Source organism: Virgibacillus sp. SK37, assembly GCF_000725285.1.
Lineage (GTDB): Bacteria > Bacillota > Bacilli > Bacillales > Amphibacillaceae > Virgibacillus_Q.
Genome location: NZ_CP007161.1, coordinates 3,533,929 through 3,558,731, shown reverse-complemented (window position 1 = coordinate 3,558,731; position 24,803 = coordinate 3,533,929). Strand labels below are relative to the sequence as shown.

General features: G+C 37.9%; 29 protein-coding genes and 1 pseudogene. 16 read left to right on the top strand and 14 right to left on the bottom strand.

From position 1 onward, the window contains the following. Positions 1–33: 33 nt before the first annotated feature. Positions 34–237, top strand: a pseudogene (locus tag X953_RS19640) (ring-cleaving dioxygenase); the annotation flags it as partial. Between the two features lie 59 nt (positions 238–296). Here X953_RS19640 and X953_RS17445 read toward each other — a convergent pair. Together X953_RS17445 and X953_RS17440 are read right to left on the bottom strand one after the other, a co-directional pair. Beyond that, positions 297–617: a hypothetical protein gene (locus X953_RS17445; protein WP_040956687.1), complete on the bottom strand. Its 321-nt coding sequence runs from the start codon at positions 615–617 to the stop codon at positions 297–299. A gap of 40 nt (positions 618–657) precedes the next feature. Then, the gene (locus tag X953_RS17440; RefSeq protein ID WP_040956686.1) at positions 658–939 is read right to left on the bottom strand and encodes a hypothetical protein; all 282 of its coding nucleotides are present in this window, start codon (positions 937–939) and stop codon (positions 658–660) included. Positions 940–1,230: 291 nt separating this feature from the next. Between X953_RS17440 and X953_RS17435 the strand changes: the two genes are divergently transcribed. Next, positions 1,231–2,427: a DHH family phosphoesterase gene (locus tag X953_RS17435; protein ID WP_040956685.1), complete on the top strand. Its 1,197-nt coding sequence runs from the start codon at positions 1,231–1,233 to the stop codon at positions 2,425–2,427. 93 nt (positions 2,428–2,520) lie between these two features. Here X953_RS17435 and X953_RS17430 read toward each other — a convergent pair whose 3' ends face one another. The 7 genes from X953_RS17430 to X953_RS17400 all read right to left on the bottom strand — a co-directional run bounded on the left by X953_RS17430 (position 2,521) and on the right by X953_RS17400 (position 9,135). After that, positions 2,521–3,738 (bottom strand): MFS transporter, encoded by a 1,218-nt coding sequence (locus tag X953_RS17430; RefSeq protein ID WP_040957213.1) that lies wholly within the window; start codon positions 3,736–3,738, stop codon positions 2,521–2,523. 34 nt (positions 3,739–3,772) lie between these two features. Then, the gene (locus X953_RS17425) at positions 3,773–4,273 is read right to left on the bottom strand and encodes a DUF3231 family protein (RefSeq protein ID WP_040956684.1); all 501 of its coding nucleotides are present in this window, start codon (positions 4,271–4,273) and stop codon (positions 3,773–3,775) included. A 124-nt stretch (positions 4,274–4,397) separates the two neighbouring features. Next, complete coding sequence (locus X953_RS17420) at positions 4,398–4,673, bottom strand: YqhV family protein (RefSeq protein WP_040957212.1); 276 nt, start codon at positions 4,671–4,673, stop codon at positions 4,398–4,400. 142 nt (positions 4,674–4,815) lie between these two features. Then, the gene (locus X953_RS17415; protein WP_040956683.1) at positions 4,816–5,520 is read right to left on the bottom strand and encodes a DUF421 domain-containing protein; all 705 of its coding nucleotides are present in this window, start codon (positions 5,518–5,520) and stop codon (positions 4,816–4,818) included. Positions 5,521–5,992: 472 nt separating this feature from the next. Continuing rightward, positions 5,993–6,556 (bottom strand): sigma-70 family RNA polymerase sigma factor, encoded by a 564-nt coding sequence (locus tag X953_RS17410; RefSeq protein ID WP_040956682.1) that lies wholly within the window; start codon positions 6,554–6,556, stop codon positions 5,993–5,995. Between the two features lie 77 nt (positions 6,557–6,633). Continuing rightward, positions 6,634–7,311, bottom strand: a complete 678-nt coding sequence (locus X953_RS17405) for an N-acetylmuramoyl-L-alanine amidase (RefSeq protein WP_040956681.1) — start codon at positions 7,309–7,311, stop codon at positions 6,634–6,636. 333 nt (positions 7,312–7,644) lie between these two features. Continuing rightward, on the bottom strand, positions 7,645–9,135 hold the full coding sequence (locus X953_RS17400; protein WP_084715736.1) for a potassium/proton antiporter: 1,491 nt from the start codon (positions 9,133–9,135) through the stop codon (positions 7,645–7,647). A 147-nt stretch (positions 9,136–9,282) separates the two neighbouring features. Between X953_RS17400 and X953_RS20105 the strand changes: the two genes are divergently transcribed. Beyond that, entirely contained in the window at positions 9,283–9,432 is a 150-nt protein-coding gene (locus X953_RS20105) for a hypothetical protein (protein ID WP_198023294.1), read from the top strand. 82 nt (positions 9,433–9,514) lie between these two features. Here X953_RS20105 and pstB read toward each other — a convergent pair whose 3' ends face one another. The 4 genes from pstB to X953_RS17380 all read right to left on the bottom strand — a co-directional run bounded on the left by pstB (position 9,515) and on the right by X953_RS17380 (position 13,550). Continuing rightward, a complete protein-coding gene (gene pstB, locus X953_RS17395; RefSeq protein WP_232217863.1) occupies positions 9,515–10,303 on the bottom strand; it encodes a phosphate ABC transporter ATP-binding protein PstB in 789 nt (262 codons plus the stop codon). Positions 10,304–10,609: 306 nt separating this feature from the next. Next, positions 10,610–11,497 (bottom strand): phosphate ABC transporter permease PstA, encoded by an 888-nt coding sequence (gene pstA / locus X953_RS17390; protein WP_198023293.1) that lies wholly within the window; start codon positions 11,495–11,497, stop codon positions 10,610–10,612. Further along, a complete protein-coding gene (gene pstC, locus X953_RS17385) occupies positions 11,497–12,450 on the bottom strand; it encodes a phosphate ABC transporter permease subunit PstC (protein ID WP_040956680.1) in 954 nt (317 codons plus the stop codon). Before pstC ends, pstA begins: the two co-directional genes overlap by 1 nt. A gap of 98 nt (positions 12,451–12,548) precedes the next feature. Then, positions 12,549–13,550, bottom strand: coding sequence for a PstS family phosphate ABC transporter substrate-binding protein (locus X953_RS17380; protein WP_040956679.1), 1,002 nt, complete (start codon positions 13,548–13,550; stop codon positions 12,549–12,551). Positions 13,551–13,739: 189 nt separating this feature from the next. Here X953_RS17380 and X953_RS17375 point away from each other — a divergent pair, with 189 nt between their 5' ends. From X953_RS17375 to X953_RS17325, 11 genes are all read left to right on the top strand, one after another. Further along, entirely contained in the window at positions 13,740–14,381 is a 642-nt protein-coding gene (locus tag X953_RS17375) for an endonuclease III domain-containing protein (protein ID WP_040956678.1), read from the top strand. A 210-nt stretch (positions 14,382–14,591) separates the two neighbouring features. Next, positions 14,592–14,729 carry a hypothetical protein gene (locus X953_RS19910; RefSeq protein WP_156958513.1) on the top strand — a complete coding sequence of 46 codons (138 nt, stop codon included), beginning with the start codon at positions 14,592–14,594 and terminating at the stop codon, positions 14,727–14,729. Positions 14,730–15,060: 331 nt separating this feature from the next. Continuing rightward, complete coding sequence (locus X953_RS17365) at positions 15,061–15,498, top strand: MarR family winged helix-turn-helix transcriptional regulator (protein ID WP_040956677.1); 438 nt, start codon at positions 15,061–15,063, stop codon at positions 15,496–15,498. A gap of 17 nt (positions 15,499–15,515) precedes the next feature. Next, the gene (locus X953_RS17360) at positions 15,516–16,328 is read left to right on the top strand and encodes an SDR family NAD(P)-dependent oxidoreductase (RefSeq protein ID WP_040956676.1); all 813 of its coding nucleotides are present in this window, start codon (positions 15,516–15,518) and stop codon (positions 16,326–16,328) included. A 485-nt stretch (positions 16,329–16,813) separates the two neighbouring features. After that, complete coding sequence (locus tag X953_RS17355; RefSeq protein ID WP_040956675.1) at positions 16,814–17,386, top strand: TetR family transcriptional regulator; 573 nt, start codon at positions 16,814–16,816, stop codon at positions 17,384–17,386. A gap of 56 nt (positions 17,387–17,442) precedes the next feature. Beyond that, positions 17,443–17,790 carry a multidrug efflux SMR transporter gene (locus X953_RS17350; RefSeq protein WP_019376258.1) on the top strand — a complete coding sequence of 116 codons (348 nt, stop codon included), beginning with the start codon at positions 17,443–17,445 and terminating at the stop codon, positions 17,788–17,790. Next, positions 17,790–18,104 carry a multidrug efflux SMR transporter gene (locus X953_RS17345; protein ID WP_040956674.1) on the top strand — a complete coding sequence of 105 codons (315 nt, stop codon included), beginning with the start codon at positions 17,790–17,792 and terminating at the stop codon, positions 18,102–18,104. The genes X953_RS17350 and X953_RS17345 overlap by 1 nt, the downstream gene beginning before the upstream one ends. 169 nt (positions 18,105–18,273) lie before the next feature. Beyond that, a complete protein-coding gene (locus X953_RS17340; RefSeq protein WP_040956673.1) occupies positions 18,274–19,533 on the top strand; it encodes an argininosuccinate synthase in 1,260 nt (419 codons plus the stop codon). Further along, positions 19,530–20,957, top strand: coding sequence for an argininosuccinate lyase (gene argH, locus X953_RS17335; RefSeq protein ID WP_040956672.1), 1,428 nt, complete (start codon positions 19,530–19,532; stop codon positions 20,955–20,957). Before X953_RS17340 ends, argH begins: the two co-directional genes overlap by 4 nt. Before the next feature lie 91 nt (positions 20,958–21,048). Continuing rightward, the gene (locus X953_RS17330; protein WP_040956671.1) at positions 21,049–21,420 is read left to right on the top strand and encodes a CidA/LrgA family protein; all 372 of its coding nucleotides are present in this window, start codon (positions 21,049–21,051) and stop codon (positions 21,418–21,420) included. Beyond that, entirely contained in the window at positions 21,413–22,102 is a 690-nt protein-coding gene (locus X953_RS17325; protein ID WP_040956670.1) for an LrgB family protein, read from the top strand. The genes X953_RS17330 and X953_RS17325 overlap by 8 nt, the downstream gene beginning before the upstream one ends. 279 nt (positions 22,103–22,381) lie before the next feature. Here the strand turns inward: X953_RS17325 and X953_RS17320 are convergent, their stop codons facing one another. Continuing rightward, positions 22,382–23,443 carry an NAD(P)/FAD-dependent oxidoreductase gene (locus tag X953_RS17320; RefSeq protein ID WP_040956669.1) on the bottom strand — a complete coding sequence of 354 codons (1,062 nt, stop codon included), beginning with the start codon at positions 23,441–23,443 and terminating at the stop codon, positions 22,382–22,384. A 122-nt stretch (positions 23,444–23,565) separates the two neighbouring features. Between X953_RS17320 and X953_RS17315 the strand changes: the two genes are divergently transcribed. Together X953_RS17315 and X953_RS17310 are read left to right on the top strand one after the other, a co-directional pair. Next, complete coding sequence (locus X953_RS17315) at positions 23,566–24,048, top strand: PaaI family thioesterase (RefSeq protein ID WP_040956668.1); 483 nt, start codon at positions 23,566–23,568, stop codon at positions 24,046–24,048. Between the two features lie 65 nt (positions 24,049–24,113). Then, entirely contained in the window at positions 24,114–24,758 is a 645-nt protein-coding gene (locus tag X953_RS17310; protein ID WP_040956667.1) for a LytTR family DNA-binding domain-containing protein, read from the top strand. Positions 24,759–24,803: the final 45 nt, after the last annotated feature.

Genomic DNA, 24,803 nt, shown 5'->3' with positions numbered 1-24,803 from the left:
CGATGTTATTTAGCTATTTCATATGAAAAGCATTTTGGTTCTTTATATGTCCATGTAGCTCCACGAATTTTATTTGAATTTGCTACAGATGGCCAGGCTTCATGGAGGATGAACCATATGAGACATTAGGAGAAAAATTATCGTTACCGCCATTTCTGGCCAAAGCGGGAGGAAATTGAAAGAGCTGTCCGTCCTATTGATACCGTAAGAAGCACACAAAACTTCAAAAAAGAATAGACGTTAAAAAAAGCATAATCATTAACGATTATGCCTTTTAAGTTAAAATTTCACATGCTTTAGGGAGCAAAGGATACAAAATAACGAAACATAAAACCAAGCAATGCAACAACAGAGATAGTACAAATAGATGCAAAGTGAAGTAGTATATAAAGAATCTTATATGGGTCATTTATTTTAAATGAGTAAATAAAGCCAAATATTGGATTGAGAATTAGGAAAGGCAGTGAAAGTGCAATATACGTTTTACCAATGGAATGTATTAGTGCTGTGTTCGTAGTTGCCAGGTTTAATATCACCATTAGAATTACAGTGACAACAAGGGTGGCAGCCAGTGATGTTAACGAGACACGCATGGCGTTTTGGAAAAAGCGTCTCATCTTACCCCTCCTTTTTTGAAAGCTAGGCTTCTTTAATTAGTTAGATGATTTTTTGTAACCATGTAGTCACTTTTGTAATTTCAAGGGGTTTAAACCAAGAGATGAAGAGTAAAATAGCTGCTATACAGAGAAGACAGCTTCCTTTCAAAAACCCGGATTCCTTCCGGAGGAATGCCACTATTCCTAAAATCCCGCTTACAAATAAGAGTAAATAAGCAATAAGTGATATAGGCTCAGAGAATTGAATAATCGACCAATTAATTAGTAAAAGAATAAAAGCAAATAAAATGAGTGTTATGGATCCCCTGCTAAATTTATTCATATGAATCCCCCTGATTTTTATATAAATTCTGCCTGTCTGTTATGATCTATTCTTGCTATATATGTAGATGTTCGAAAAATAAGAAATAGGTATTTACTACTGCTACTGAAGTTATTCCCTTTTTTTAGAAAAGTAATCTATAAAGGAATAATTTGGTATATATAACGTATGAAAGCTGCACGAAGTTTCAATTTTCTTTACGAAACGTAGTACTTTTTTGTTTGAAATGACTTCTTCTTTAGTTGATAAATTCAGCCTTATCGAACCATACTAGTAGCAGAGGTGACATACATGTATAAATTGCTATCACATAATGACTTAGACGGCGTGGGTTGTGGGATTTTAGCACGCTTAGCTTTTGGGAAACAGGTTACCATTCGCTATAATTCAATCTCGGGATTAAACAGGGAAGTAAAATGGTTTCTGGAAAATGAGTCAAAAGATACGTTTCTAATGATTACCGATTTATCGGTAAATGAAGAAAATGAGAAACGGTTAGAGAATTTTTATAAAGAGGGAGGACAGGTGCAGTTAATCGACCATCATAAAACTGCTCTGTCATTTAATGATTATGAATGGGCAGATGTTCGTGTAGAAGGTGAATCTGGTAAATTACATTCGGCTACCTCCTTGTACTATGATTATCTTGTGAAAAACAACTATTTGGAAGCGTCGAATGCAATATCTGAGTTTGTCGAGCTTGTTAGACAGTATGACACATGGGAATGGGAGAAAAATGATAATCAAAAAGCAAAACGCTTAAATGCATTATTTTTTCTTGTATCCATAGATGAATTTGAAGAAACCATGCTGGAAAGATTAAGTAAAGACGTGAACTTTGATTTTGATGATTTTGAAAAGAAGCTACTTGATATGGAGGATGATAAGATTGTCCGCTATATTCGACGAAAAAGACGGGAACTTGTCCAAATCAAAGCAGGTGGTTATTTTGCAGGAGTTGTTTTCGCAGAATCCTATCATTCAGAGTTAGGAAATCAATTAGGAAAAGAGTACCCGCATCTCGATTATATAGCTATTTTAAATATTGGTGGAAGAAGGATGGGTTTTAGAACGATACACGATCATGTGGATGTTTCCGAAGTTGCAGGTTCATTTGGAGGGGGAGGACATGAGAAAGCTGCAGGTTGTTCTCTTACAGAGGAAGCCTATAACCAATTTGTAGCGAAGACCTATCCAATGGAGCCGCTCCGAGAAGATGCTAGAAGAAACCGTTTTAATCTAAAGCACTCCACGTTTGGAACACTATATAAAAGTAAAGCAGATGAATTTTTATTCCTTTATCCGCTAAGTGAACAAGCATGGGCGTATGAGAAAAATAGACAAAAGCAGCATACTCAATTTTCCAGCTTTGAAGAGGGCGAGAAGTTTTTGAAGCGACAAAAGGAAGCATGGCTAGTTAGAGATGAGTTATTTGTGCAATACCTCATGGAAGAGGTTAAAAAGGATAAAAGAAAAGAGAGTAAGTAGAAAAAGAGGAACAGCAAGGAATGGTAACCCTTCTTGCTGTTCCTCTTTTCGTTTTAGATTTTAGTTACAATTTCTCTGACCATAGCCATCTTCTCATGTATATTTATAACGAATAGCTGTTTTTTTATTTTTCTTTCCATCTTTTCCTTTAACGTGTAATAGGGTTAAAACTAACAGTCCTACAAGTAATGTGAAAGCAGCAATGGATAAAAACATCCCGGTGTTTGACCATTCCATTAAACGGGTGAAAATAGGGGGACCGAGAGCGACTCCGAGGAACCGGACAGATCCGTATAAAGATGTTACAAAGCCTCTACGTTCTTTTCCAACTGCACCAGTTATAATACTGTTAACACAAGGAAGGATGAGACCTGCTCCAATACTGCTAATGGCCAAGACCGAGATAAATGGAATGATTTTTTCAAAAAAAATAAGTGTTCCAAAGGATAAGGTCATTAGCCCAAAGCCAATCACAGATAAGCGCTTCATCTTTTCCAGGTTTTTACCAATCTTACTACCTGTAATATAGGATGTAATTACCAATACAAGAAGAGGGACTGCAAGCACTAACCCTTTCATTATTCCCTCAATGGAATATTTCGTTTCCAATACATCCGATAAATAAAAAAGGATTCCAAACAAGGTAAATAAACAGGTTCCTCCTGCTAAATAGGTGGTAACAATCCATCTACCCTCATGCTTAAATACACTAAGCAAACCTCTAATATACTTTCCGAAGGGAGGCGGAGCTTGTCTATTGCTCTTTTCTTTAATAAAAAATAGTAAAAGAATTAAACTAATAAGACAAAGGGCGGGGAATACATAAAATGCAGCATACCAAATAATTAAGCCCAATAATGAGCCGAAAATAGGTGATAGCACTTTCCCCAATCCATTTGAAGCTTCAAATATTCCTAGCACCCGACTTTGTTCTCCACCTTTAAATAAATCTCCAGTAAGGGCCATTGCCATAGGTGCGGAGCCTGCTGCTCCAATACCTTGTATGGATCTACCAATTAAAATCCATATATAGGATTGCGAGAAGTAAGCTGCTCCAGCTCCTGAGATTAGTCCACCCAGCCCAAATAGAATAATGGATGGAATAATCACAATTTTTCTTGAAAATCGATCAGATAAATAGCCAACGATAGGAATAAATATAGCTGCCATAATAGAAAATACAGTAATTGTCAGACTCACTTGCATCTGAGATAACTCTAAAGCTGCTTTCATTTGAGGAAGGATAGGGATTAGCATGGAGTTTCCTAATGTCATAATTAAGGGAATGGAGCCAATTGTAATGATAGCCATGCCTTTTTCTTTTGGTTTCAATGTTCCCCACACCTCACTTCGTGTTAATAGGCGGAGAAACAATCCAGCCTTTTTCCTTTGTAATGTTAAGCAGTTTTAATTCGTATTCATCTTGCTGAGCCTGAAAGTCCCCAAACATTGTGCGGATGTCTTCACGAATAGAGACCCCTATAACGTAACTGCAAAGGATTCTGCTGACCATTAGCTCTTTCTGTACCAAGTTTGCTATCTCAGGGTCATGAAAACGAGCGCCAGCCGGGATATCTTGAAGCTCTACATTCGGGCGATCAGGAGGGGCAGGAGGTAAGCGAATCCCTGTTTCCTTTAATAAGGTTTCTACTTGCTGTTCCTCTTGTGTAACAACGTTTTCCTGCATATCCTCCAAGAAAGCAATTAAATCATTATCTCCTGAATGGTTGAGATATATTTGCATATTTACCAGAAACCCTTTTGTTCCGTGTAAGTAGGACCATAAATGAAATACTTCACCTGCGTGAAGAGGTTCTTCCTCAGGTTTCCCATTTAAAATACCCATCTGGTTACTCCTCCTAAAAAGTAGTCCTTTTAGTTTCCCAAAAAGAAGAGAAAATATGACTGAAAATAAAAGTAGACAGGTACATCGATTATTATAAGAAACTGTTCGTTATATAATTCAAAGACTAATTGCTTTTCACACCAAATATTATGAAACTTACTCCAATAATGATAAATAATAGTTTTTTAAAAGATACTTGTTCAGCTAATCCGGTTAATCCAATAGCTGTCGTGAGAAGGAGAACTAAGGGACCAATGAAAGCGAGGGAACCATTGATGATAAGAGCTTTATCCAATTCATTAAACCTAATCATAAGATAAGCAGCAAAAATCTCTACCCCTCCTGATAAAATCCTTAGTAGTGCCATTCCTAATACTGCCTTTTCCAATAATGTGAACATTTTTTCCCTCCGTACTTTGAGACTTTCAACTATGCATATATATATGCACTGCTTGGCCATATAAAGACTGGAAAGAAAAAAATATGGAATCTCACCAAATAGAGTAGCTTGCATTATTAGAAAGCAGGCTACTCTAAGTTTTTTAATGATATAAATTATCTCTTTTATTATCAAGATAAAGTGTTCCATCAGATTGTACTTCAGCATAAAAAACTTCAGATAGGGAGGTTATACCCGCTTGTTTCAATTGCGCGTTTAGCCAGTTGGTATCAAGATTTAACTTTTTCAGGTTTGTTTCATTAAGCTCTCCATCAGATATGACCTCTGTAGCAATAGGATAGACTTTTGGCAGATTAGCGGCCAATTGATTAACATCACTTTTTGTTGCTGGTTGTTTATTTTCCTTTTTCATGACGGAAAGCTTGCCACTTGTTTCAAAAATGGCATAGTCTACCTCTTTCATGGAAAATATGTTTTTTTGACGTAAAAGAGCCTGTAAGGAATCGTTGTCTAACCTTTTTCTTCGCAGTGCTTCCTCCATAATTTTTCCGTCTTTAATAACAATTTCTGGAATACCTGTAGTAAATTTTCTAGCCTTTTGTGATTTGATATCTATATATCCCATTCCTAGGGTGAATCCTGCCCATCCAGTCAATGCTATAAATCCATTAAGCATACTAAAATTTTGATTAGTAGCAAGAATGGCGGCAATGGAGCCGATGGCAATAGCTGAAACAAAATTAAAGAATGTCATTTGACTAATTTCTTTTCTTCCCATAATTCGAGTTAGTGTAAATAACAACAAGAAGGATAAGCAAATACGCAAAACTAATTCTGGAATAGCCATAGGTTACCTACTTTCTCCTAGTTTAATGGATAGTATAGTTGTTTGTAACAATTTAATATTTATACAACAAAGCTGGACCATTCTATAACCTCCTTACTTCACACTATATACGCTACAGAGCGTAGCGGACGAAGCCATGCTGGTGGCAAATAGACACTGTGGGATAATGAGGAAACGAGCAGATGTCGCCCTTATCAGAGAAAGCTCACTTATTGGACAGTTTCACCACTACATCGATCGCTATTGTCCATTAACCATCTCTTATTCGACAATCCCACCTCAGCAGCTACCGAATTACCCATTGCTATCCGAATCTCGCGCCAGGCTTGCCAACCTCTCTGCAAAGAATTTTTCCTCTGCTTCAAAGTTGTTTTTATATTCTATACACCAAGTTAATTCGCAGTATATACAATCGATCTGCTTAAACATACAGAAAAAAGCATGTCTGCCATGGACATGCTTTTTGTTGTAATTATATTTTCCATTGGACTTTTTCTCTGAATTCTTCATCCCTTAACTTTTTCCTTACTTGCTTTCCCCAGCTTTTAACGGCTTCTAGTGTTGTGTTTTCCTGTATGGCAATATCCGTTAAAGTCATCCCATCTATAATGTGAAAATAAATCCATTTCCATTGATTTGCCGTTAGGTTAGCTTTCAACTGTCCCCAAAAATTATTATCCTCTACTAAATCAGCACCTTCACTTCTGATAGCAAGATTATTTCCACTGCTTATTCGCTGGTGATTCCCATCGCAATAGTCCGATCTGAAATTTAATAAGTAAGTTTCCTGAATATCCAGCCGTCTATTCTCCTTTCGCATCTGATCAATCAGACGGTTACGAATCGTGTAATTAAAGTAAGTTGCCATTGGGCCTTTATCTGGTTTGTATGTTCGGTAGGCATTCCATAGTGCAACTAATCCTTCACTATAATAATCCTGATTAACATCTCTGATATGGAGCTGATTTATTTGATAGTGAATTCTTCGTTCATTTTGTTCTAAAATTTCCTCAAAAGAAAAATGTGTTTTAAGCATAAATAGACCCCCTAATTCGCTCTTTTACTTCTATAATCGAAATAAATAGTGAAAAAGGGGCATCTTGACCAAAAAATTTAATTCTTTTCTATATAAGCATCTTTTATTCCTGCCTTCACAATCGATTGTAATCGTTTTTCTGCATTTGCTCGTTCTGTAAATGATCCACCGATGACGCGGTACAAAGTTGTTTTTGTAGTAGTTTTTGTACGCTTTAGCTGAAAGGCCTTTGCTATCCCATTTACATGACCTAGCGCAACTTGTTGGCGCCAAGAGATTTTTTTCATTAAAATAGCATCATCTTTGTTGTCAATAAATCCATTTTCTGTGAGGAGTGCAGCCATTGAGGTTTCTCTTAGTACATGGAAATTTGCTGATTTCCTTCCCCGATTAGCAAGCTGGTTTACTTTAGAAATTTCTTGATGCAAAATGCTTTGGTATCTCCTTGTTTTGGATAGCTCTGATAGACCACGATAGATGAAATCTTCATAGCCTTTACCCTTCCCGTTAAACGCATTGCAATGAATGGAAAGAAAAAAATCAGCTTTCCATTTGTTCGCCTCATTTGTTCGCTGCTGAAGACTTATCGTGGAATCTTTCGTACGACTCATTTTTACTTCTACATTAACGTAATTTGCGATAATTAATTTTTGAATACGCAGCGCAATATCCAATGCAATCTCCTTTTCCCGTAAACCATTTCCTACTGCCCCTGGATCTGTACCACCATGTCCTGGATCTAAATATAATTTCATAATGAAAACCCCTTTACAACTTTTTATGATTTCTTTCCTATTATTAAAATCGTTTGAAGATATAAAAAAGGGGCATAAAAAAGGTTCTTTTGATATGTTTGATTTTGAAGTCATCTCGTAAATCCGTAGTTAGGAGGGAAGTGCGGACTATCGACGATAATTATTAGCAGGAGAGGGGAGGAATCCGCCGGAGAAGAGAATGATCAGCAGGAGGGATGAGGAATCCGCCAGAGAGCTGGATAATCAGCCGTAATTTCAGAGCTATCTGGGAGGGTTACCATACCTATCTCATGTAAAAAAAGCTGCTACCAACTGGTAACAGCAATTATATTATTATTTTTGTTTATGCTTTCTTTTACTCGCTTTTTTAATTTCTTTTTCCTTTATCTTTTTTCCCATTAATACACTTTTGGCTTTATCTCTGCTTTTCTTATTGCTTAGTACATATAAGGTATCTCCATCTTTAATGATCGTATTACCAGAGGGGGTAATCAGTTCATCATTACGGATCACTCCGATAATAAGTGTATTTGCCGGGAGCTCTAAATCGATGAGGGAAGTATCCAATGCTGGTGAGTTGCTCGTGATAAATACTTCCATAATTTCTGAGTCGGTTGTTCCAAGATTAATGATTTCCAGGCTGGGCATTAAGTTTTTAGTCTTATCTTCTGTCAGTCCAAGTTTACTTGCGAGCCAAGACAAGCTGCTCCCTTGAACAAGTGCTGAAATCATCACAACGAAAAATACAGCATTAAATATAGTTTGACTGTTTGGAATATCAGCAACAATAGGGTAGGTAGCTAATACGATAGGAACCGCACCTTTTAACCCGGACCAGGAGACAAACAGTTTTTCCTTTATACTGTACTTCAGAAAAATCATGGATAGGAAGACAGCAATAGGCCGCGATAAGAACATGAGAATAATAGACAAGATAATACCTTGCCAAAAAACATCCAGTAATTGAGTTGGAAAAACAAGTAAGCCTAAAAGAATAAACATGAGAATTTGCATCATCCAAGCAAATCCTTCGTTAAATCGTAATATGGTAAAACGGTACATAAGGTCATTGTTCCCTACATATACAGCCATCACATAAACAGCAAGTAACCCGCTTCCTCCTAAAGTGTCGGTTAGTATATAGGTTAGCGTAGCCATTGCTAGTGCAAGCACAGGGTATAGACCTGCAGTATCAAGCTTAATCCGGTTGATTACTAAAACAGTTAATTTACCGAGTAAGAACCCAAGGAGCAACCCAAGTCCCATTTGTATAAAAAAGCTGCCAACAGCAGACCATATGGATGAATCGGGAATTTGTATCATTTCTATAAATGCAACAGTAAGGAAGACCGCCATAGGGTCATTGGAGCCAGATTCCGCTTCCAAGGTAGAGGTTAATTTGCGCTTGATGTTTTTATTACCCAGCACGGAGAAAACAGCTGCTGCATCAGTAGAACCAACAATGGCTCCAAATAACATGCCTTCCAATAGCGAGAAGTCCAGGATATACATGGCAGCAAAGCCAGTGAGAATTGTAGTAATTAGTACGCCGATGGTGGAAAGGATACTTGCTGCCCCTAACACGGGACGGATGTGATTCCATTTTGTTTGGGTACCACCTTCAAACAAAATGATAATTAATGCCATTATTCCAATAAGCTGCGAAAGCTCTACATTTTCAAAGAAGACAAAACGATTTAGGCCCATTCCTACGAGTAAGAAGAGGACTAAGGCAGGAAGACCTAAACGGGTGGAGAATTTAGTGGCTAAGACGCCCATAAGGAGCATTGCAGTGAATAAAAAGATCAATGTTTCAACAGCCATATTTATAAACATTCCTTCCAAAACAAAAAAGCCTATACATCTAATAATAAACTGTATTTTTTAAAAAATAAAATGAGAAGTACTATTTGTGAATAAATAATATCCCCATTCAGAAACTAATGAAAATGAAAGGAGAGATAAACTTTTATGGTTAATAAAGAAAAAGAATTTAACAATATGTTCAAAAAGAATAAACAGAGCGGGGAGCATCGCAATGGACGGAAAAGCCAATATAAAAATTACAACAATCATCCTGGAGAAGAACCGAATGAATATCAGAGTAGTAAGGATGAATAACCAATAAGTAAAAGTCTTTCTGTAATAGTAAAACCACGATCTCCTAAAAAGATCGTGGTTTTATTTTGCCGGCAGCATCTTATTATCCAAATCGTCCTGCAATATAGTCTTCTGTACGGTGATCCGTAGGGTTATTAAAAATAATGTCTGTGTTATCATATTCGACTACCTCCCCGTTTAAAAAGAAGGCTGTTTTATCAGAAATCCTGGCAGCTTGCTGCATGTTATGAGTAACAATAACAATGGAATAATCTTTTTTTAATTTCTGAATTAATTCTTCTACTCGTAAAGTAGACTTTGGATCAAGCGCGGATGTCGGTTCATCCATTAAAATGACATTTGGCTCAATAGCAAGACAACGTGCGATGCATAAGCGCTGTTGCTGCCCTCCAGAGAGGCCGTATGCATTTTCTTTTAGGCGATCCTTTACTTCATCCCATATGGAAGCTCCACGTAAGCTTTGTTCCACAATTTGATCGAGAATTTTTTTATTGCGAATCCCATGAATTTTAGGTCCATAGGCCACGTTTTCATAAATAGATTTTGGAAATGGGTTTGGTTTCTGAAATACCATACCAACACGGGTCCTTAGCTCCTCTGGTCTAAAAGACTTATCCAGAATATTTCTGCCTTGGTAGCTGATGGTCCCCGAAGTTCTCACTGTTGGAACCAGTTCTACCATACGATTAAGAGTTTTTAGGAAAGTGGATTTCCCGCATCCTGATGGGCCAATGATAGCAGTTACTTCCTTTTCATAAATGGATAAATTAATTTCCTTAAGGGCGTGTGTTAATCCATACCATAGATTTAAATCTTCCGTTTGATATACTGTTTTATTCGTAGGAATTGGTCTTGTGAGTAGCCTTGTCATTGAAATTGTTTTACTCTCCATATTATAGGGATCTGTTAATGTACTCAAATTCTCCATCTCCTTTATTTATCTAATTTACTTCATCCGAGTATGCCAACCTGGGGAAAGGCACTTGCGCTTTTGCTTTTAAAAGGTATGAGAGTATAAATTATTAACCTTACTAATTCTTTGTCAAAAGGAACCACGTCCAGCTCCAGCGCCTACCCCCTCGAGGTCTTAAGCAATAACTCTACGTGGCCAAAAAACGCCACTGCGAATTCTTGCTTAAGCTTGTCGGGGGTAATCAAGGCGCTTGCGCTTTTGCTTTTAATATCTCTTTTGAAATTTGTTTCTGATTAGAACTGCAATAAAGTTTAGTATAAACAGCATCAGCAGAAGTACTACAATGGTAGCTGCAGCCAGGTTGGCATATTCAGCTACAAGGGATGAGTCCAATGTCCAATAATATATTTGCATTGGCAATACGGTGAATGTATCCATAATTCCACCTGGAAATGGAATGAGCAGTGCAGGAATGCCAATAACAGTCAACGGTGCAGTTTCCCCGATTGCACGGGAAAAGGCAAGTATGGAACCTGTTAGAATGCTCGGTAAAGCTGCTGGGAGCACGACATTTTTTACTGTTTGCCATTTTGTTGCTCCCATTCCATAAGAGGCTTCACTCAAATGCTGAGGGAGAGAACGAATGGCTTCCTGTGCAGCTACAATTACAATAGGTAGGACAAGTAGAGAAAGTGTAAGCCCTCCTGCAAGCACAATATTGCCGAAATCCATTGCTCTCACAAATACAGTTAATCCTAATAAACCGTAAACAATGGAAGGTACACCTGCTAAGTTTGCAATATTTGTTTGTACAAGAGCTTGCATTCGTCCTTTTTTAGCATAAAGTTCAAGATAGATTGCAGTACCTATCCCAATAATTAATGTTGCAGGAATGACAACAACCATAAGCCAGAATGTTCCTAGTATTGCTCCCATAATCCCAGCTCTGTCAGCATTTGTAGAAAGTTTACTTGCAATAAACTCCATATCAATCCAATTAACACCTTGAAAAAATACACGAACTAATAATATCGCCAATACAATCAATCCGAACATGGCTGCAAACAAGAATAAAGCTTTACATAAACTATTTTTCCAAATACGGTAATTCATTCTCTTTTGTACGTCCGCTTGATCAATATATTTCAACATTAATATTCCTCCCTGAATCGACGAGAAACATACCTTGCGAGTACATTCATTAGAAGTGTAAAAATAAACAATGTCATTGCAACAGCATATAAACTATAGTAAATCGTAGAACCGGCTGGAGCGTCTCCTCCTGCGACTTCTACAATATATGCAGTCATTGTTTGCATAGACTGTGTAACATCAAAGGTGAAATTTTTAGAACTTCCACTAGCAATGGTGACGATCATTGTTTCTCCTATCGCACGTGAAATACCTAATACAAAGGAAGCAATAATCCCTGATAAAGCTGCTGGGATAACTACCCGAAAAGTTGTCTCCAGCTTTGTAGCGCCCATAGCTAATGCCCCTTCCCTCATGCTATTTGGTACAGAGATAAGGGCATCTTCGGATAAGGAAGCGATCATTGGGATAATCATTACTCCCATTACCAAGCCGGGGCTTAGAATGTTCGTAGCTCCCATTCCGGGGATAATTTCTCTTAAAATAGGTGTAACAAATGTAAATGCAAAGAACCCATAGACAATGGTTGGAATTCCTGCAAGTATCTCCAACAATGGCTTTAAGATTTTTCTAACTCTTTCAGAAGCATATTCACTTAAATACACTGCCGTCATAATACCAATTGGACCGGCAATTATTATGGCGATAAGGGATGAAATAATTGTACCGTTGATTAAAGGGAGTATACCGAACTCCGGATTTTGACTTAGAGGTTTCAGTATTTTTCCAGTGAAAAATTCTCCAAACGGTACTTGTTGAAAAAAAGCAATCGTTTCGGTCAGCAATGTTACAACAATACCGGCTGTTGTAAGGATGGAAATGGAAGCAATAATGAAAAGGATTGTCGGTATAAGCTTCTCGCTGGCAGAAGCCAGGCTATTTCTTTGTTTTTTATGTTCAATAATATTTTTGATATCTCCAGGCTGCTGCTTAAATTCGGGTTGGGCTGCCATTTGTTAGTACTCCTTTCCAAGGTTCTCGCATAATAAGTCACAAGAAGATGAGAGCGTGAATCAGCCCTCATCTCATGCTTCCTTCTACCACTGCTCTTTTATTTTTTTAATGCTTCAAGTTCTTCAATTAATGACTCTGCTTCTCCATTCGGAATAGGAGCAAAGCCTGTTTCTCCTGCAAATGTGTTTACGTTATTCATTACATATAAAGCATAATCGAGTACTTCAGGCTTTTCTTTAGCATGATTTACGTTCAAGTAGGTAAACACGGGTCGGGTAAAGTCCGCATATTCTCCATCTTCTGCAATCGTGTCAAGCGAAGGTTCTACTGGGCCGTTTCCAAAATCTACGCTTACTGCTTGCAATTTATCCTTGTTATTCACATAGTATCCAAAACCGAAGAATCCAATCGCGTTCACATCTTCAGAAACTAGTGTTACTAAAGTGGAGTATTCTTGTTGTAAATTAACATCACTTACAAGATCTTTTTCTTCTAAAATATTTTCATAGAAAAACTCATAAGTTCCATGGTTTTCATTAGGTCCTACAGCATTAATTTTTTCATCGGGCCAATCGGGATTAATGTCTGACCATTTTTCAACCCCGCCATCTGCCAGGAAAATGCTTTTAATCTCTTCCGGTGTCATTTCAGTTGCCCAGTCATTGTCTGGGTGGATAACGAAGGTTAATCCGTCTAAAGCTACTTTTAATTCTTTTGTTTCAATACCAAGTTCATCTGCCTTTGCTTGCTCTTCTTCTTTTATTTTACGAGAGGCATCATTGAAATCCGTGCCATCTTTCATTAGAAATTTTTCAAAACCTGCACTAGTTCCTGCGCGACTTACTTCAACAGAAACACCTTGTTGTTCTGTTATCATATACTCCTCAGCGATGCGGGACATTAATGGATACACCGTACCAGAACCATCAATAACAACATTTCCTTCCAATTCAGAGGAAGTATCTTTCGTATCTTTCCCGCTCTCCGCACTTGCACTTTCAGAAGAACTTTCATTTTTCTCTTTGTCTGTCCCACATGCTGCTAGCAGTATCGCGAATGCAGCTCCTAGTATAAGTAGTAAAAATGACTTAAATTTCATAATAAATTGTCCTCCCCTTTTGCAATTATGTTTTTAAGAGTTTCCCTCTCAATTGCAAGTATAGTAGGTGAATATTAAGAAAGTATTGGCGTAGTGTAAATGTTTTGTAAATATAGGTCTAACTACGTGGTTTATACTTTAGGGAGTAAGTGAACTAGTTAGAAAGAGAGATCGAAGGGTGAAGATATAATGTCCGAAAACTACTATGGAATTTATGAAAAACTATTAGAAAGATACGGGACCCAGAGTTGGTGGCCTGCTGACAGTCCATTTGAAATGCTTATTGGATCTATTCTTGTTCAGAATACGAGCTGGCGAAATGTTGAAAAAGCATTGGTACAATTGAAGCCTTTCTTATCGCCTGACCAAATTGAGAGAATGACTCAGGAAGAGTTAGCTCGGTTAATACGTCCAAGCGGTTTCTTTAATGTGAAAGCAAAACGGATTAAAGCCTTTCTGGCTTGGTTTCGGTTATATGATTATAAGGTGGAAAATTTAAAAAAGAAGGATAGGGAAGAGTTAAGGGATCAATTATTGAGAATCAATGGTATCGGAAGAGAGACGGCAGATGTGATGTTGCTTTATGCATTTGATAAACCAATATTTGTGGTTGATGCATATGCAAGACGTATTTTCTATCGATTAGGTTATAATATGCCTATATCCTATGATGAATTTCGCTTCATATTAGAGAAAGAATTACCATTAGATTTATTTTTAATGAATGAATATCACGCTCTATTGGTAGAACATGCAAAAGTTCATTGTAAAAGTAACCCAATATGCAATGGATGTCCATTGCTTGACATCTGTGCACGTCGACTGGAATAAATGAACGACTTTAGTAGGGATAACCTTATAAAATGTATTTACTTTAATGTCGAATAGTTTAGTGCTAAAATAAACGTTGTAGAATAGTAATGAAGGAACAGATTTATATTGCTAAATTAAGAGATGAAATGCATCATCGCTTGTTGTGCAGGTTGAATTGGTAAGGAAAGTGCAATAGCATTTGTTAAAAAAGATGCAAAAGTTGAAATTGTGGACCTGAATAAAGAAGTAGAAAGTGCTACAATGGAGGAATTAAAGAACTACCAATCAGACTGTATCTTCATTGAGGTCAATTTTGCTGAAAAAGAAGGATTGACTAGCAGTGTTGAAAAGGTGTTTAACCATTAGGGTAAGCTTCATATTCTGGTGAGCAATGGTCTTGCCTCAAAACAAGCATCATTTGAGGATGTAACTGAGAAGCATCTGGATTTATCTTTTAATACTGGCTTTTATCCAACATTCTATTTAATGCAAAAGAGCATTGCCGCACTTATAGTAGGAGAAGGGGGATTTATACCCTTGCATTCAGTGCTGGAATAAATGATGGCATCTATGCAGCGGCATAGGATGTTATCCGTATGCTGTAGTATTCCTGGAGGCGAGAACTCTGACTACATTGCCTGACGAGCCCCTATGGTTGATGGTGGTACTATTCAACTAAGTTAATCGAGGAGATAATATGGACAAGGAAAAAAATATTTTTAAACTAATCCGTACGATTGAGTTGTTTTCGAATGAATCCATGCTGACATGGTCCCGATCATTCCAATATTCAGTTGGGATATCTTCCATTTTGGTATTGCAGGAATTAAGACAGAAAGGGGCCCAGAAGCAATCTGAATTAGCTTCTACGTTAGGTTATACTCCAGGTGCGATGACCAATATTGCCTCAAAACTAATTAATGAAGGATATGCAATACGGAAGTATGATGCTGGTGACCGACGTGTCATTCGCTTGGAAATAACTGAAGAGGGTTTACAGTTGTTAGAGAATGCTCAGCAAAAAGGTACCGAGATCAGAAAAGAAATGTTTGAGGTTTTAAGTGAGGAAGAAATTAGTCAGTTCCTCGCAATCCAAGAAAAATTACTGCAACATATTGAAAATAAACCAAAATAAATGGAGGATGTTTTAGAATGGGAAGAGTACAAGGAAAAGTAGCGTTAGTAACCGGAGGCGCTTCTGGTATCGGATTATCTGCAGCAACATTACTTGCTAAGGAAGGTGCAAGCGTTGTAATTGGAGATTTTAATGTAGATGGAGCGAAAGAAGCAGCACGGGAAATTCGCAACCAAGGTGGAGAAGCTACTGGTATTTTCTTAGATGCTTCAAAAGAGGAATCTATCGCAGAAGCAGTTGATTTCACTGTTAAAAAATATGGTTCATTAACAACTTTATATAATAATGTTGGATTAACTAATATTCAAAAAGATTTGGATGTAGTTAACATCGACTTGGATGAATGGGACCGTTTGATGAACGTTAATACAAAGAGTGTTGTAATAGGTAGTCGCTATGCTATACCTCATATGAAGGAAGCAGGTGGTGGATCCATTATTAATACCGCATCCATGGCAGCTTTTGCAAGTGACTCCATCCGCTCTGCATATGGTGCTTCAAAAGCAGCTGTAGTTCAGCTAACAAAATACATTGCTACACAATATGGAAAAGACGGAATTCGCTGTAATGGCGTGGCACCAGGGTTAATTTTAACTCCAGCAGCTAAAAATAATTTGTCTGAAGAGTTACAGGCAACATTCATGCGTTACAACGCACTTCCATATCATGGAGATCCTGATGATATCGGTAATGCCGTATTATTCTTGGCTTCAGATGAATCTAAATTCATGACTGGACAAACACTTCAAATCGAGGGTGGGCATTACTTAGCAAACCCAACTGTACCATTTTTCAACGAAATGGCAGCAAAACAAAAAGAATCTAATTAATAACAAAGAGGACATTTCCTGACTGGAGATGTCCTTTTTTTGCCTTAATATTAGCTGATGCGAACCTTCGCAAAAAGATAAACTGTGCTGAGGCCATGCCGGGCGGCAAAGAAGACACTGCGAGATAACGAGCAGATGTCGCACTTGTACCCGGAGGTGTGAAAGCGTCCGCCTGAAACGCAAATCAATGGGTACTTCTTCTGTAAAATGAATTACTCCATCACCACAAGTTAGTTTGGAGTTTACTACTACTGTGAATGAATGAAATTGAAGTTGAGCTACCTTATTGGCCATAATATTTGAGAGGAAATCCTTTTTTAAAGCAAGAATAAAATGATGTTCTTATTAAGTACCTAGGGAATTAAATGAGTATAGGAAAAGTTTCTGCCACCATGTGACTCCCAACCTCTTTCGTAGAAGTAGACAGTTTTTAAAATATAGAGTACAATGAATGACAGTCAGTCATTTAAAGTGGAGGTATTAACATGGACGATAAAAAAGAGAAAATTATCCGTTCTGCTATTGAGGTCTTTAAAGAAAAAGGGATTGAAAAAGCCAAAGTTTCCGAGATTGTTAAAGGAGCAGGGATAGCCCAGGGAACCTTTTATTTATATTTTCCATCAAAGCTTGCTGTAATGCCATCCATTGCAGAGAAAATGGTTAAAAAAACAATGGAAGCAATAGATAAAGAAATTGAGGAAGAGACTCCTTTCGATCAAAAGCTGGAACAGATTATTGAACTAGTTTTTCAACTCACAAAAGAATATAAAGAAATTATGGCACTTATCTATGCAGGCTTAGCCTCTAGTGACTATCTTACTCAATGGGAGGCCATTTATCAGCCGTACTATAACTGGATGAGTACCTTTTTGGAAAACGCTAAATTGGAAGGTCAAATAAGAGAAGATGTTCAGCCGAAGCATACAGCAGAACTGTTAATTGGTTTAATTGAATCAGTTGCCGAACAGTCTTATTTATATGATAACCAAGAAGCAGAGGTTATTGAAAGAAAAAAGGAAGAGGTATTTTCATTTATTAAACATGCACTAAAAAAATAAAACAGAAATTTTTTTACGTTAAAAATGACTGAATGTCAGTCAAGGAGAGGTGAAGAATGAATAAATCATGGATATACGTTATATTAACAAGTCTTTTTGAATTAATTTGGATTTTTGGTTTTAACGTAGCTAGTGAATGGTGGCACTGGGCTATTATTTTGGGATGTATCTCGCTGGATTTGCACTTTTTAACTAAGGCTTGTGAGAACCTGCCAACAGGAACGGTTTACGCTATCTTTGCAGCTGCAGGGACGGTTGGTACAGCCTTAATGGATGTATATATCTTTAATGGAAATCTAAGTACACCAAAGGTTTTATTTATGGTTCTTCTTGTTGCTGGGGTAATTGGATTAAAGCTAGCAGATAATTTACCTGATAAGGGAGAAAAGGAGGTTGTGAATTAATGGGTTGGTTATATGTCGCAGGTGCAGCAATAAGCGAAATGATAGGTGTATTAGGTTTACAACTTTTTAGTAAGAATAAGAACATTAAAAATGGCCTACTCTATTTCGGTGGGTTAGCAGCCTCTTTTGTATTACTATACGCCTCTTTTTCTTATTTAATGGTTAGTGTTGCTTATGCAGTCTGGATTGGAATTGGAACAGCAGGTGCTGTCATTATGAATATGATCTTCTTTGGTGAAAAAAAGAACACTCCGCGGATTATAAGTCTTTTAGCAATTATTATAGGAGTTACTGGTTTAAAGGCAATGTCCTAAACAACTAAATACCTTTTTTCATTTTATAACATGGTAACACCTGCTAAAAAGGGATAGTTGCCATGTTTTCTTTAAGATTTAAAATTTTTATGCAAATACACTTGAATATTTATTCAAAATAACGCATAATAATTCATAACGAATATAACTATAAAGGAGTTGCGGATAGATGAATAAAGAAAAAGTCGTTTTGGCATATTCTGGAGGTCTTGATACATCAGTTGCAGTGAAGTGGTTACAGGATAACTATAATTATGATGTTATTGCGGTCGCCCTAGATGTAGGAGAAGGAAAAGACCTTGGTTTTATAAAAGAGAAAGCATTGAATGTAGGGGCTATAAAATCCTATGTTGTTGACGCGAAATCAATTTATGCGGAAGAATATGTACTCCCGGCGTTACAGGCAAATTTACTATATGAAGGGAAGTATCCATTAATTTCTGCTTTGTCCCGTCCGCTAATTGCTAAGATTCTAGTAGATATTGCAGAAAAGGAAGGAGCAGTTGCTGTCGCTCATGGTTGTACAGGAAAAGGGAATGACCAGGTTCGGTTTGATGTTGCTTTTACTGCATTAAATCCTTCTCTAAAGATCGTTGCGCCTGTGCGTGAATGGGCAATGTCTCGAGATGAAGAGATTGCATATGCAAAAGAGCATGGAATTCCTGTTCCTGTCGATGTAGATAATCCGTTTAGTATTGACCAAAACTTATGGGGACGTAGTAATGAATGTGGCGTATTGGAGGATCCATGGGTGGAAGCACCAAAAGAAGCGTATGAACTGACTGTAGACCCTGTTGATGCCCCAGATACTCCACAGGTCGTGCAACTAACATTTGAACAAGGAAAACCAGTATCACTTGATGGCACTTCCCTGCCACTCGAAGAGCTGATTTTGCAATTAAATGAAATTGCCGGAAAGCATGGAGTCGGGCGCATTGACCATGTGGAGAATCGTCTAGTAGGAATTAAATCACGGGAAATTTATGAAGCACCTGCAGCTTTAACATTAATTGCTGCACATCAAGAGCTGGAAGCTTTAACTCTACCAAGAGAGGTTGCGCAATTTAAGCCAATGATTGAACAGAAGCTCTCTCAAACGGTATATGATGGTTTATGGTATTCTCCATTAACGGATGCTCTTAAAGCGTTTATTAATGAAACACAACAACACGTGTCTGGTACGGTAAAGGTAAAACTGTATAAAGGGCATGCTCAGGTAGTTGGTCGGGAATCTGCTCAATCGCTATATGACTTTGATTTGGCAACATATAACGCGGAAGATGCATTTGACCATGAAGCAGCATTAGGCTTTATAAAACTTTGGGGCTTACCAACAAAGGTTCACGCTACAGTGAATCAAACGCATGCTAAGAAGGCCATTTCCACAGAGGAAGCAGTTGTAGATGTAAAGGAAGCTGTGAAACCATGAAACTATGGGGAGGACGCTTTACAAAACCAACAAACCAACTGGTAGATGAATATACTGCGTCTATTTCTTTTGATAAAAAGCTTGCCCAATTCGATATTCAGGGCAGTCTTGCACATGTGGAAATGCTAAAAGTATGTAATATCATTTCAGCAGAGGATGCCACAAGTATTACAGCTGGTTTGAAAAAAGTTGCAGCTAAAATTAAAAATGGAGAAGCAGTGTTAAGTGAAGAGCATGAAGATATTCATATGAATGTGGAAAAGCTTTTGATTGAGGAAGTTGGGGCTGTTGGTGGCAAATTGCATACTGGGAGAAGCCGAAACGACCAAGTAGCCCTTGATATGCGACTCTATTTAAGAGAAGCAATCGTTGAACTAAGTCAATTGCTTATTCATGTTCAAGAAGCACTTTATAAACAAGCACAGGAAAATCTGGAAACAGTCCTACCAGGCTATACCCATTTGCAACGAGCACAGCCAGTACTATTTGCACATCATATGATGGCATATGCGTTTATGTTTGAACGTGATTTGGAAAGATTGCAGGATAGCTGGAAGCGAGTGAACAAGTCACCGCTTGGTGCAGGAGCATTGGCTGGGACCACGTTTCCAATCGATCGGAAGCTCGTAGCGCAGGAATTAGGTTTTGATGGAATTTGTGAAAATAGCTTAGATGCTGTTAGTGACAGAGACTTCGTAGTCGAATTTCTCTCCACAGCATCCATGATATCCATGCACTTATCTCGCCTATGTGAGGAGCTTGTTCAATGGTCCAGTGCAGAATTTAATTTCATTGAACTAGATGATGCATTTTGTACAGGCAGCAGTATGATGCCACAAAAGAAAAATCCGGATGTAGCAGAACTCGTGCGAGGGAAAACAGGAAGAGTGTATGGCCATTTGGTTGGTATGCTCACGACCCTTAAAGGACTTCCATTAGCGTATAATAAGGATATGCAGGAAGATAAAGAGGGGATGTTTGACACGGTAGAAACCCTAAAAGGAGCGCTTGCCCTTTTTGCACCTATGATTGAAAGCATGTATGTAAAAAAAGATATGATGTATGAAGCGGTAAGCAAGGACTTTTCCAATGCAACAGACTTAGCAGACTATCTGGTAGGAAAAGGGATGCCTTTTCGTGAATCACATGCTGTAGTTGGTCAGATCGTATTGCATTGCATTCAGCAGGATAAGTATTTGCTTGATCTTACTTTGGAGGAATTTCGCTCGTTCTCTATGCTTGTAGAAGAGGATATCTTTAATGTTTTAACTCCGGAAGCAGTAGTAAATGCTAGAGATGTAGCGGGTGGAACGGCTAGAAACAGAGTAGAAGAGCAATTACTGACTATAACAGGCAAGTTGGAAGTAAATAAAAAGTGGATTCAGGAGCATGAAGATGTTGCTAATCTTTATATGCAAGTTTAATAGAAATTTGCTTTGAGATGATGGGTGAGTACGACGATCCATCATCTTTTTTGCTATACTGGATTCATCTCAAATTATTGGAGTGTTTAACTTGCTTAAGGTCATACAAATAATTATACAAATCGGTTTATTATCATTACTCTACCTTGTAGGTAACTGGGTTCAGTCTGTTTTTAATCTAGTGGTGCCAGGTAGTGTGATTGGAATGTTGCTTCTATTTTTGCTTCTGACGACTGGTGTTTTTAAAATCTCTTGGATAGAGGCTGGAGCAACATTAATTATTAATAATCTAGCATTCTTTTTTATTCCCGTTACAGTTGGCGTATTAGAGTATTACGGGGTATTCGCTGGGAAGGGGTTTTTGTTAGTTGGCATTACATTAGGAAGTACAATATTGGTGATGACATGTGGTGGATTAATAAGCCAGTGGCTGGTGGTTAGGGGAGAAGTTAAAAATGAGTAAATTCGTTATTGGTTTTGTGGCAATTATTATTACGATAGCGGTGTATTATTTAGCAGTAAAATTACATAAAAAGTTGGATTATCCATTTACTGTTCCTGTTCTAACTTCCACCGTTTTGATTATCATTCTCCTCTTGGGCTTTCGAATTCCATATGAAACATATATGGTTGGGGGTGGCTGGATTGAAAAGCTGCTTGGTCCTGCTGTGGTAGCGTTGGCTTATCCGCTTTATCAACAGAGAGAGACATTAAAAAAATTAACGGCGCCAATTCTTATAGGGACTTGTGGTGGTGCGATTGTAGGGGTTTCTTCTGGTTTATTATTGGCAAAGTGGGCTGGTTTTGAAGAAACTATTATCTATTCATTAACCCCAAAATCTGTGACGACCCCTGTTGCCATGGCAGTGACAGATTCGCTTGGTGGAACTACTCCACTTGCGGCAGTGTTTGTAATGATTGCTGGGATTGGTGGTGTGCTTATGAGTTCAGCTGTTTTTCAATTGTTTCGGATCAAGCACCCTATTGGAAGGGGAGTAGGGATGGGAGGAGCATCTCATGCGATTGGTACAGCATCTGCCATGGAAAACAGCCAGCTGGAAGGATCAGTAAGTACCATTGCCATGATTGTAAGTGCAGTTGTTGTTTCGCTAATCACCCCATTGTTGGTTAGTCTGTATATGTAAATAGTCCAGGAGAGCGAGATAATCCGGATAGAGAAACTATCCGCTGGAGACATTCGCAAAATCCGAAACGGCCATTTCAAGCAACCAAGTCACTTCACAGTATATCTTTTTCACGAATCATTGGATTTTAATTTCAGCATATAAGTAGGACCCTTTGAATTTTAAATGGTTATTGTGCAAACAAAAAAAGCTGCCTTGTCTATTCCGGAAGACAGTGCAGCTTTTCTTATTTTATTGCCAGAAGGAGCCATGCACAGCTCCAACTTAAAACGTTCTATTTTAGTGACGTTTGTTTAACCAAAGGACACCTGATTTTGCTAATCGTGGCAGTAGACCAGTCATTGGCTTTTGCATCATATTTCCAAATCCATCTGATCTGCCAAGTGATCCCAACGTACCTTTCAACTTAATTTCTTTTGGTTTACTAGGTTGTTTGTTATTTAATACCGCTAACAGAATTTCCGCAATTTGATCACCTTGCTGTCCTGCCAGCTGAGCACTTGGTGAAAATTCGGAAGCGACACAATCACCAACTACATAAACATTCGGTTTCTCTGGAACCTGATAGAAATCATTCACAATAATTTTCTCCTGATGGTCCTTTTTAAATGGTAAATCTCTAACAAGATAATTTGGTTTTACGCCTGCTGTCCAAATGGTCACATCGTTAACAAAGCAAACACCATTATTGCAAACACCATCTTTTTCGACATATTCTACATTGGAGTGATGGAGGACATCGACCTCATTTTTTATAAACCAATCTGCTACATATTCTTGTATTTTTGAATCAAATGCCTTTAATACAGAAGCACCGCGATCAAGCAATCGAATATTTAAATCCTTTCTGCTTTCCCTGATTTCTGACGCTACTTCAATCCCACTTAGGCCTGCCCCTACAATTGTTACTTTCCCATATGCTTTTAAATTACCAACAGCTAAACCGGTCTTTCGCGCTTTTGCAAAGGTCTGAACACTATGCGTATACTTTTCTGCTCCTTCAATTCCATGATAATCATCCTCACAACCTAGCCCAATTAATAAATAATTATAAGCAAGGGTTTCACTAGTATCGCTAAATAGGATCTGTTCATTTTCCGTATCAATTTTTTTAATTTCTCCATAAAAATAGGTAACACGCTTGTCTTCTGGAAAATCCAAGCGGACATCCTTTTCTGCAACGGTACCAGCGGCAATCGTATAAAATTCAGTTTTTATCGAATGATACGGGTTGCGATCTACCAAAGTTATTTCGACATCATTTGGTAATTGATGTTCTAACATGCCCAAAAGAGTTCTTAAACCCCCATAACCCCCACCTAAAATCACCAATCTTCTCATAACAAAACCCCACTTCTGTTTAAATCATATGTATACTTCCCATTTTAGCTGAGAAGTACAAATCTGTCATCCTTTGAATGGGATATGTTTATGCTATAATGAGACGAAAAGGAGGCAACGAGATGATGAAGGAAAAGGTCCAGGCAATACAAGATGATTACGCAGCTGATTATTCGTGGTGTTATGGTTGTGGAAGATTGAACAAAGAGGGTTTGCAATTGAAAACAAGCTGGTACGGAGATCAAACAGTTACGGAGTATACGCCGAGAGAAGAGCATATCGCCATTCCAGGTTTTGTATATGGGGGCTTAATTGCATCGTTAATTGATTGTCATGGCACTGGTTCTGCATCACTCGCCTTGCATCGGAAGAATGGCCATGAGCCTGGCGATGGAGTAGAGCCACCCAGATTTGTTACTGCATCGCTTCACATTGACTTTTTAAAACCAACTCCACATGATACGGAGTTAAAAGCAGTTGGTATAATTGAAGAAGTTCACCCTAAGAAGTGGAAGATACATACTGAAGTATTTGCAGGAGACCAATGTTGTGCGAAAGGCGAAGTCATAGCAGCAGTAATGCCAAGGACATTTACTGCAAAATAAACAGTTAAATTCTCGAGCACAATTCCGTGGAAAGGGATTGTGCTTTATTTTATGGAGGTTTTTCTATGCAGAAATTAACAATCACATCCTTATTAAATGTTATCGGAGAACTTTTTTCTGATGAAGTTTCTATAGGAGTCACAAATAAAAGTGAATATATTTATTATCGTCCAAGCAAACGGATTGATTTAAAAATTAGCCCAGGTGATTCTATAAAAGAGGGGACGCTGGCCAGTAAGGCATTACTATCCGAACAGAAGGTTTCCGAGTTTATTAATAGAAGCGTCTATGGTGTACCATACCATGGCATGGCTGTTCCATTCTATCAAGAGGAAGACTTGGAAGGGGCGGTATTGGCTATTTATCCTGCGATGACAGAAGGAAAGTCTGTTGTAACAGTGAAGACCGCTGATGGATGGAGACCAATTCCTTTTCAGGAAGTTTTGTACTTGGAAGTGAAAGAGCGAAGAACACATGTGATCTCAGATAACGTTGCAGGTGTACATAAACATACCCTCCAGGAGTTTGAATATATTTTACCGATAGAATCTTTTATTCGCTGTCATCGCTCTTTTATAGTAAACGTTAATTATATTGTGGATATTTTTCCAGATACGCATTCGACCTTTTTATTATCTATGAAAAATGGCGCGACAATACCGGTTAGTCAATCCTACTCTAGCTATTTTAGGAAATTACTTGGTTTTTAAGTGTAAATATGCTGTTTTAAACCTTTATTTTTATAGTTTAATCAA

Bases quoted from the DNA above. Each gene is read 5' to 3' on its own strand.
- X953_RS17425 (WP_040956684.1), bottom strand. From the start codon at position 4,273: ATGGGTATTTTAAATGGGAAACCTGAGGAAGAACCTCTTCACGCAGGT.
- pstA (WP_198023293.1), bottom strand. From the start codon at position 11,497: ATGTTGAAATATATTGATCAAGCGGACGTACAAAAGAGAATGAATTAC.
- X953_RS17325 (WP_040956670.1), top strand. From the start codon at position 21,413: ATGAGTAAATTCGTTATTGGTTTTGTGGCAATTATTATTACGATAGCG.
- X953_RS17315 (WP_040956668.1), top strand. From the start codon at position 23,566: ATGATGAAGGAAAAGGTCCAGGCAATACAAGATGATTACGCAGCTGAT.
- X953_RS17440 (WP_040956686.1), bottom strand. From the start codon at position 939: ATGAATAAATTTAGCAGGGGATCCATAACACTCATTTTATTTGCTTTT.
- X953_RS17345 (WP_040956674.1), top strand. From the start codon at position 17,790: ATGGGTTGGTTATATGTCGCAGGTGCAGCAATAAGCGAAATGATAGGT.
- X953_RS17420 (WP_040957212.1), bottom strand. From the start codon at position 4,673: ATGTTCACATTATTGGAAAAGGCAGTATTAGGAATGGCACTACTAAGG.
- X953_RS17310 (WP_040956667.1), top strand. From the start codon at position 24,114: ATGCAGAAATTAACAATCACATCCTTATTAAATGTTATCGGAGAACTT.
- argH (WP_040956672.1), top strand. From the start codon at position 19,530: ATGAAACTATGGGGAGGACGCTTTACAAAACCAACAAACCAACTGGTA.
- X953_RS17405 (WP_040956681.1), bottom strand. From the start codon at position 7,311: ATGAAATTATATTTAGATCCAGGACATGGTGGTACAGATCCAGGGGCA.
- X953_RS20105 (WP_198023294.1), top strand. From the start codon at position 9,283: ATGGTTAATAAAGAAAAAGAATTTAACAATATGTTCAAAAAGAATAAA.
- X953_RS17400 (WP_084715736.1), bottom strand. From the start codon at position 9,135: ATGGCTGTTGAAACATTGATCTTTTTATTCACTGCAATGCTCCTTATG.
- X953_RS17320 (WP_040956669.1), bottom strand. From the start codon at position 23,443: ATGAGAAGATTGGTGATTTTAGGTGGGGGTTATGGGGGTTTAAGAACT.
- X953_RS17355 (WP_040956675.1), top strand. From the start codon at position 16,814: ATGGACGATAAAAAAGAGAAAATTATCCGTTCTGCTATTGAGGTCTTT.
- X953_RS17340 (WP_040956673.1), top strand. From the start codon at position 18,274: ATGAATAAAGAAAAAGTCGTTTTGGCATATTCTGGAGGTCTTGATACA.
- X953_RS17445 (WP_040956687.1), bottom strand. From the start codon at position 617: ATGAGACGCTTTTTCCAAAACGCCATGCGTGTCTCGTTAACATCACTG.
- X953_RS17375 (WP_040956678.1), top strand. From the start codon at position 13,740: ATGTCCGAAAACTACTATGGAATTTATGAAAAACTATTAGAAAGATAC.
- X953_RS17415 (WP_040956683.1), bottom strand. From the start codon at position 5,520: ATGGCTATTCCAGAATTAGTTTTGCGTATTTGCTTATCCTTCTTGTTG.
- X953_RS17350 (WP_019376258.1), top strand. From the start codon at position 17,443: ATGAATAAATCATGGATATACGTTATATTAACAAGTCTTTTTGAATTA.
- X953_RS17365 (WP_040956677.1), top strand. From the start codon at position 15,061: ATGGACAAGGAAAAAAATATTTTTAAACTAATCCGTACGATTGAGTTG.
- X953_RS17430 (WP_040957213.1), bottom strand. From the start codon at position 3,738: ATGGCTATCATTACAATTGGCTCCATTCCCTTAATTATGACATTAGGA.
- X953_RS17410 (WP_040956682.1), bottom strand. From the start codon at position 6,556: ATGCTTAAAACACATTTTTCTTTTGAGGAAATTTTAGAACAAAATGAA.
- pstC (WP_040956680.1), bottom strand. From the start codon at position 12,450: ATGGCAGCCCAACCCGAATTTAAGCAGCAGCCTGGAGATATCAAAAAT.
- X953_RS17435 (WP_040956685.1), top strand. From the start codon at position 1,231: ATGTATAAATTGCTATCACATAATGACTTAGACGGCGTGGGTTGTGGG.
- X953_RS17360 (WP_040956676.1), top strand. From the start codon at position 15,516: ATGGGAAGAGTACAAGGAAAAGTAGCGTTAGTAACCGGAGGCGCTTCT.
- pstB (WP_232217863.1), bottom strand. From the start codon at position 10,303: ATGACAAGGCTACTCACAAGACCAATTCCTACGAATAAAACAGTATAT.
- X953_RS17380 (WP_040956679.1), bottom strand. From the start codon at position 13,550: ATGAAATTTAAGTCATTTTTACTACTTATACTAGGAGCTGCATTCGCG.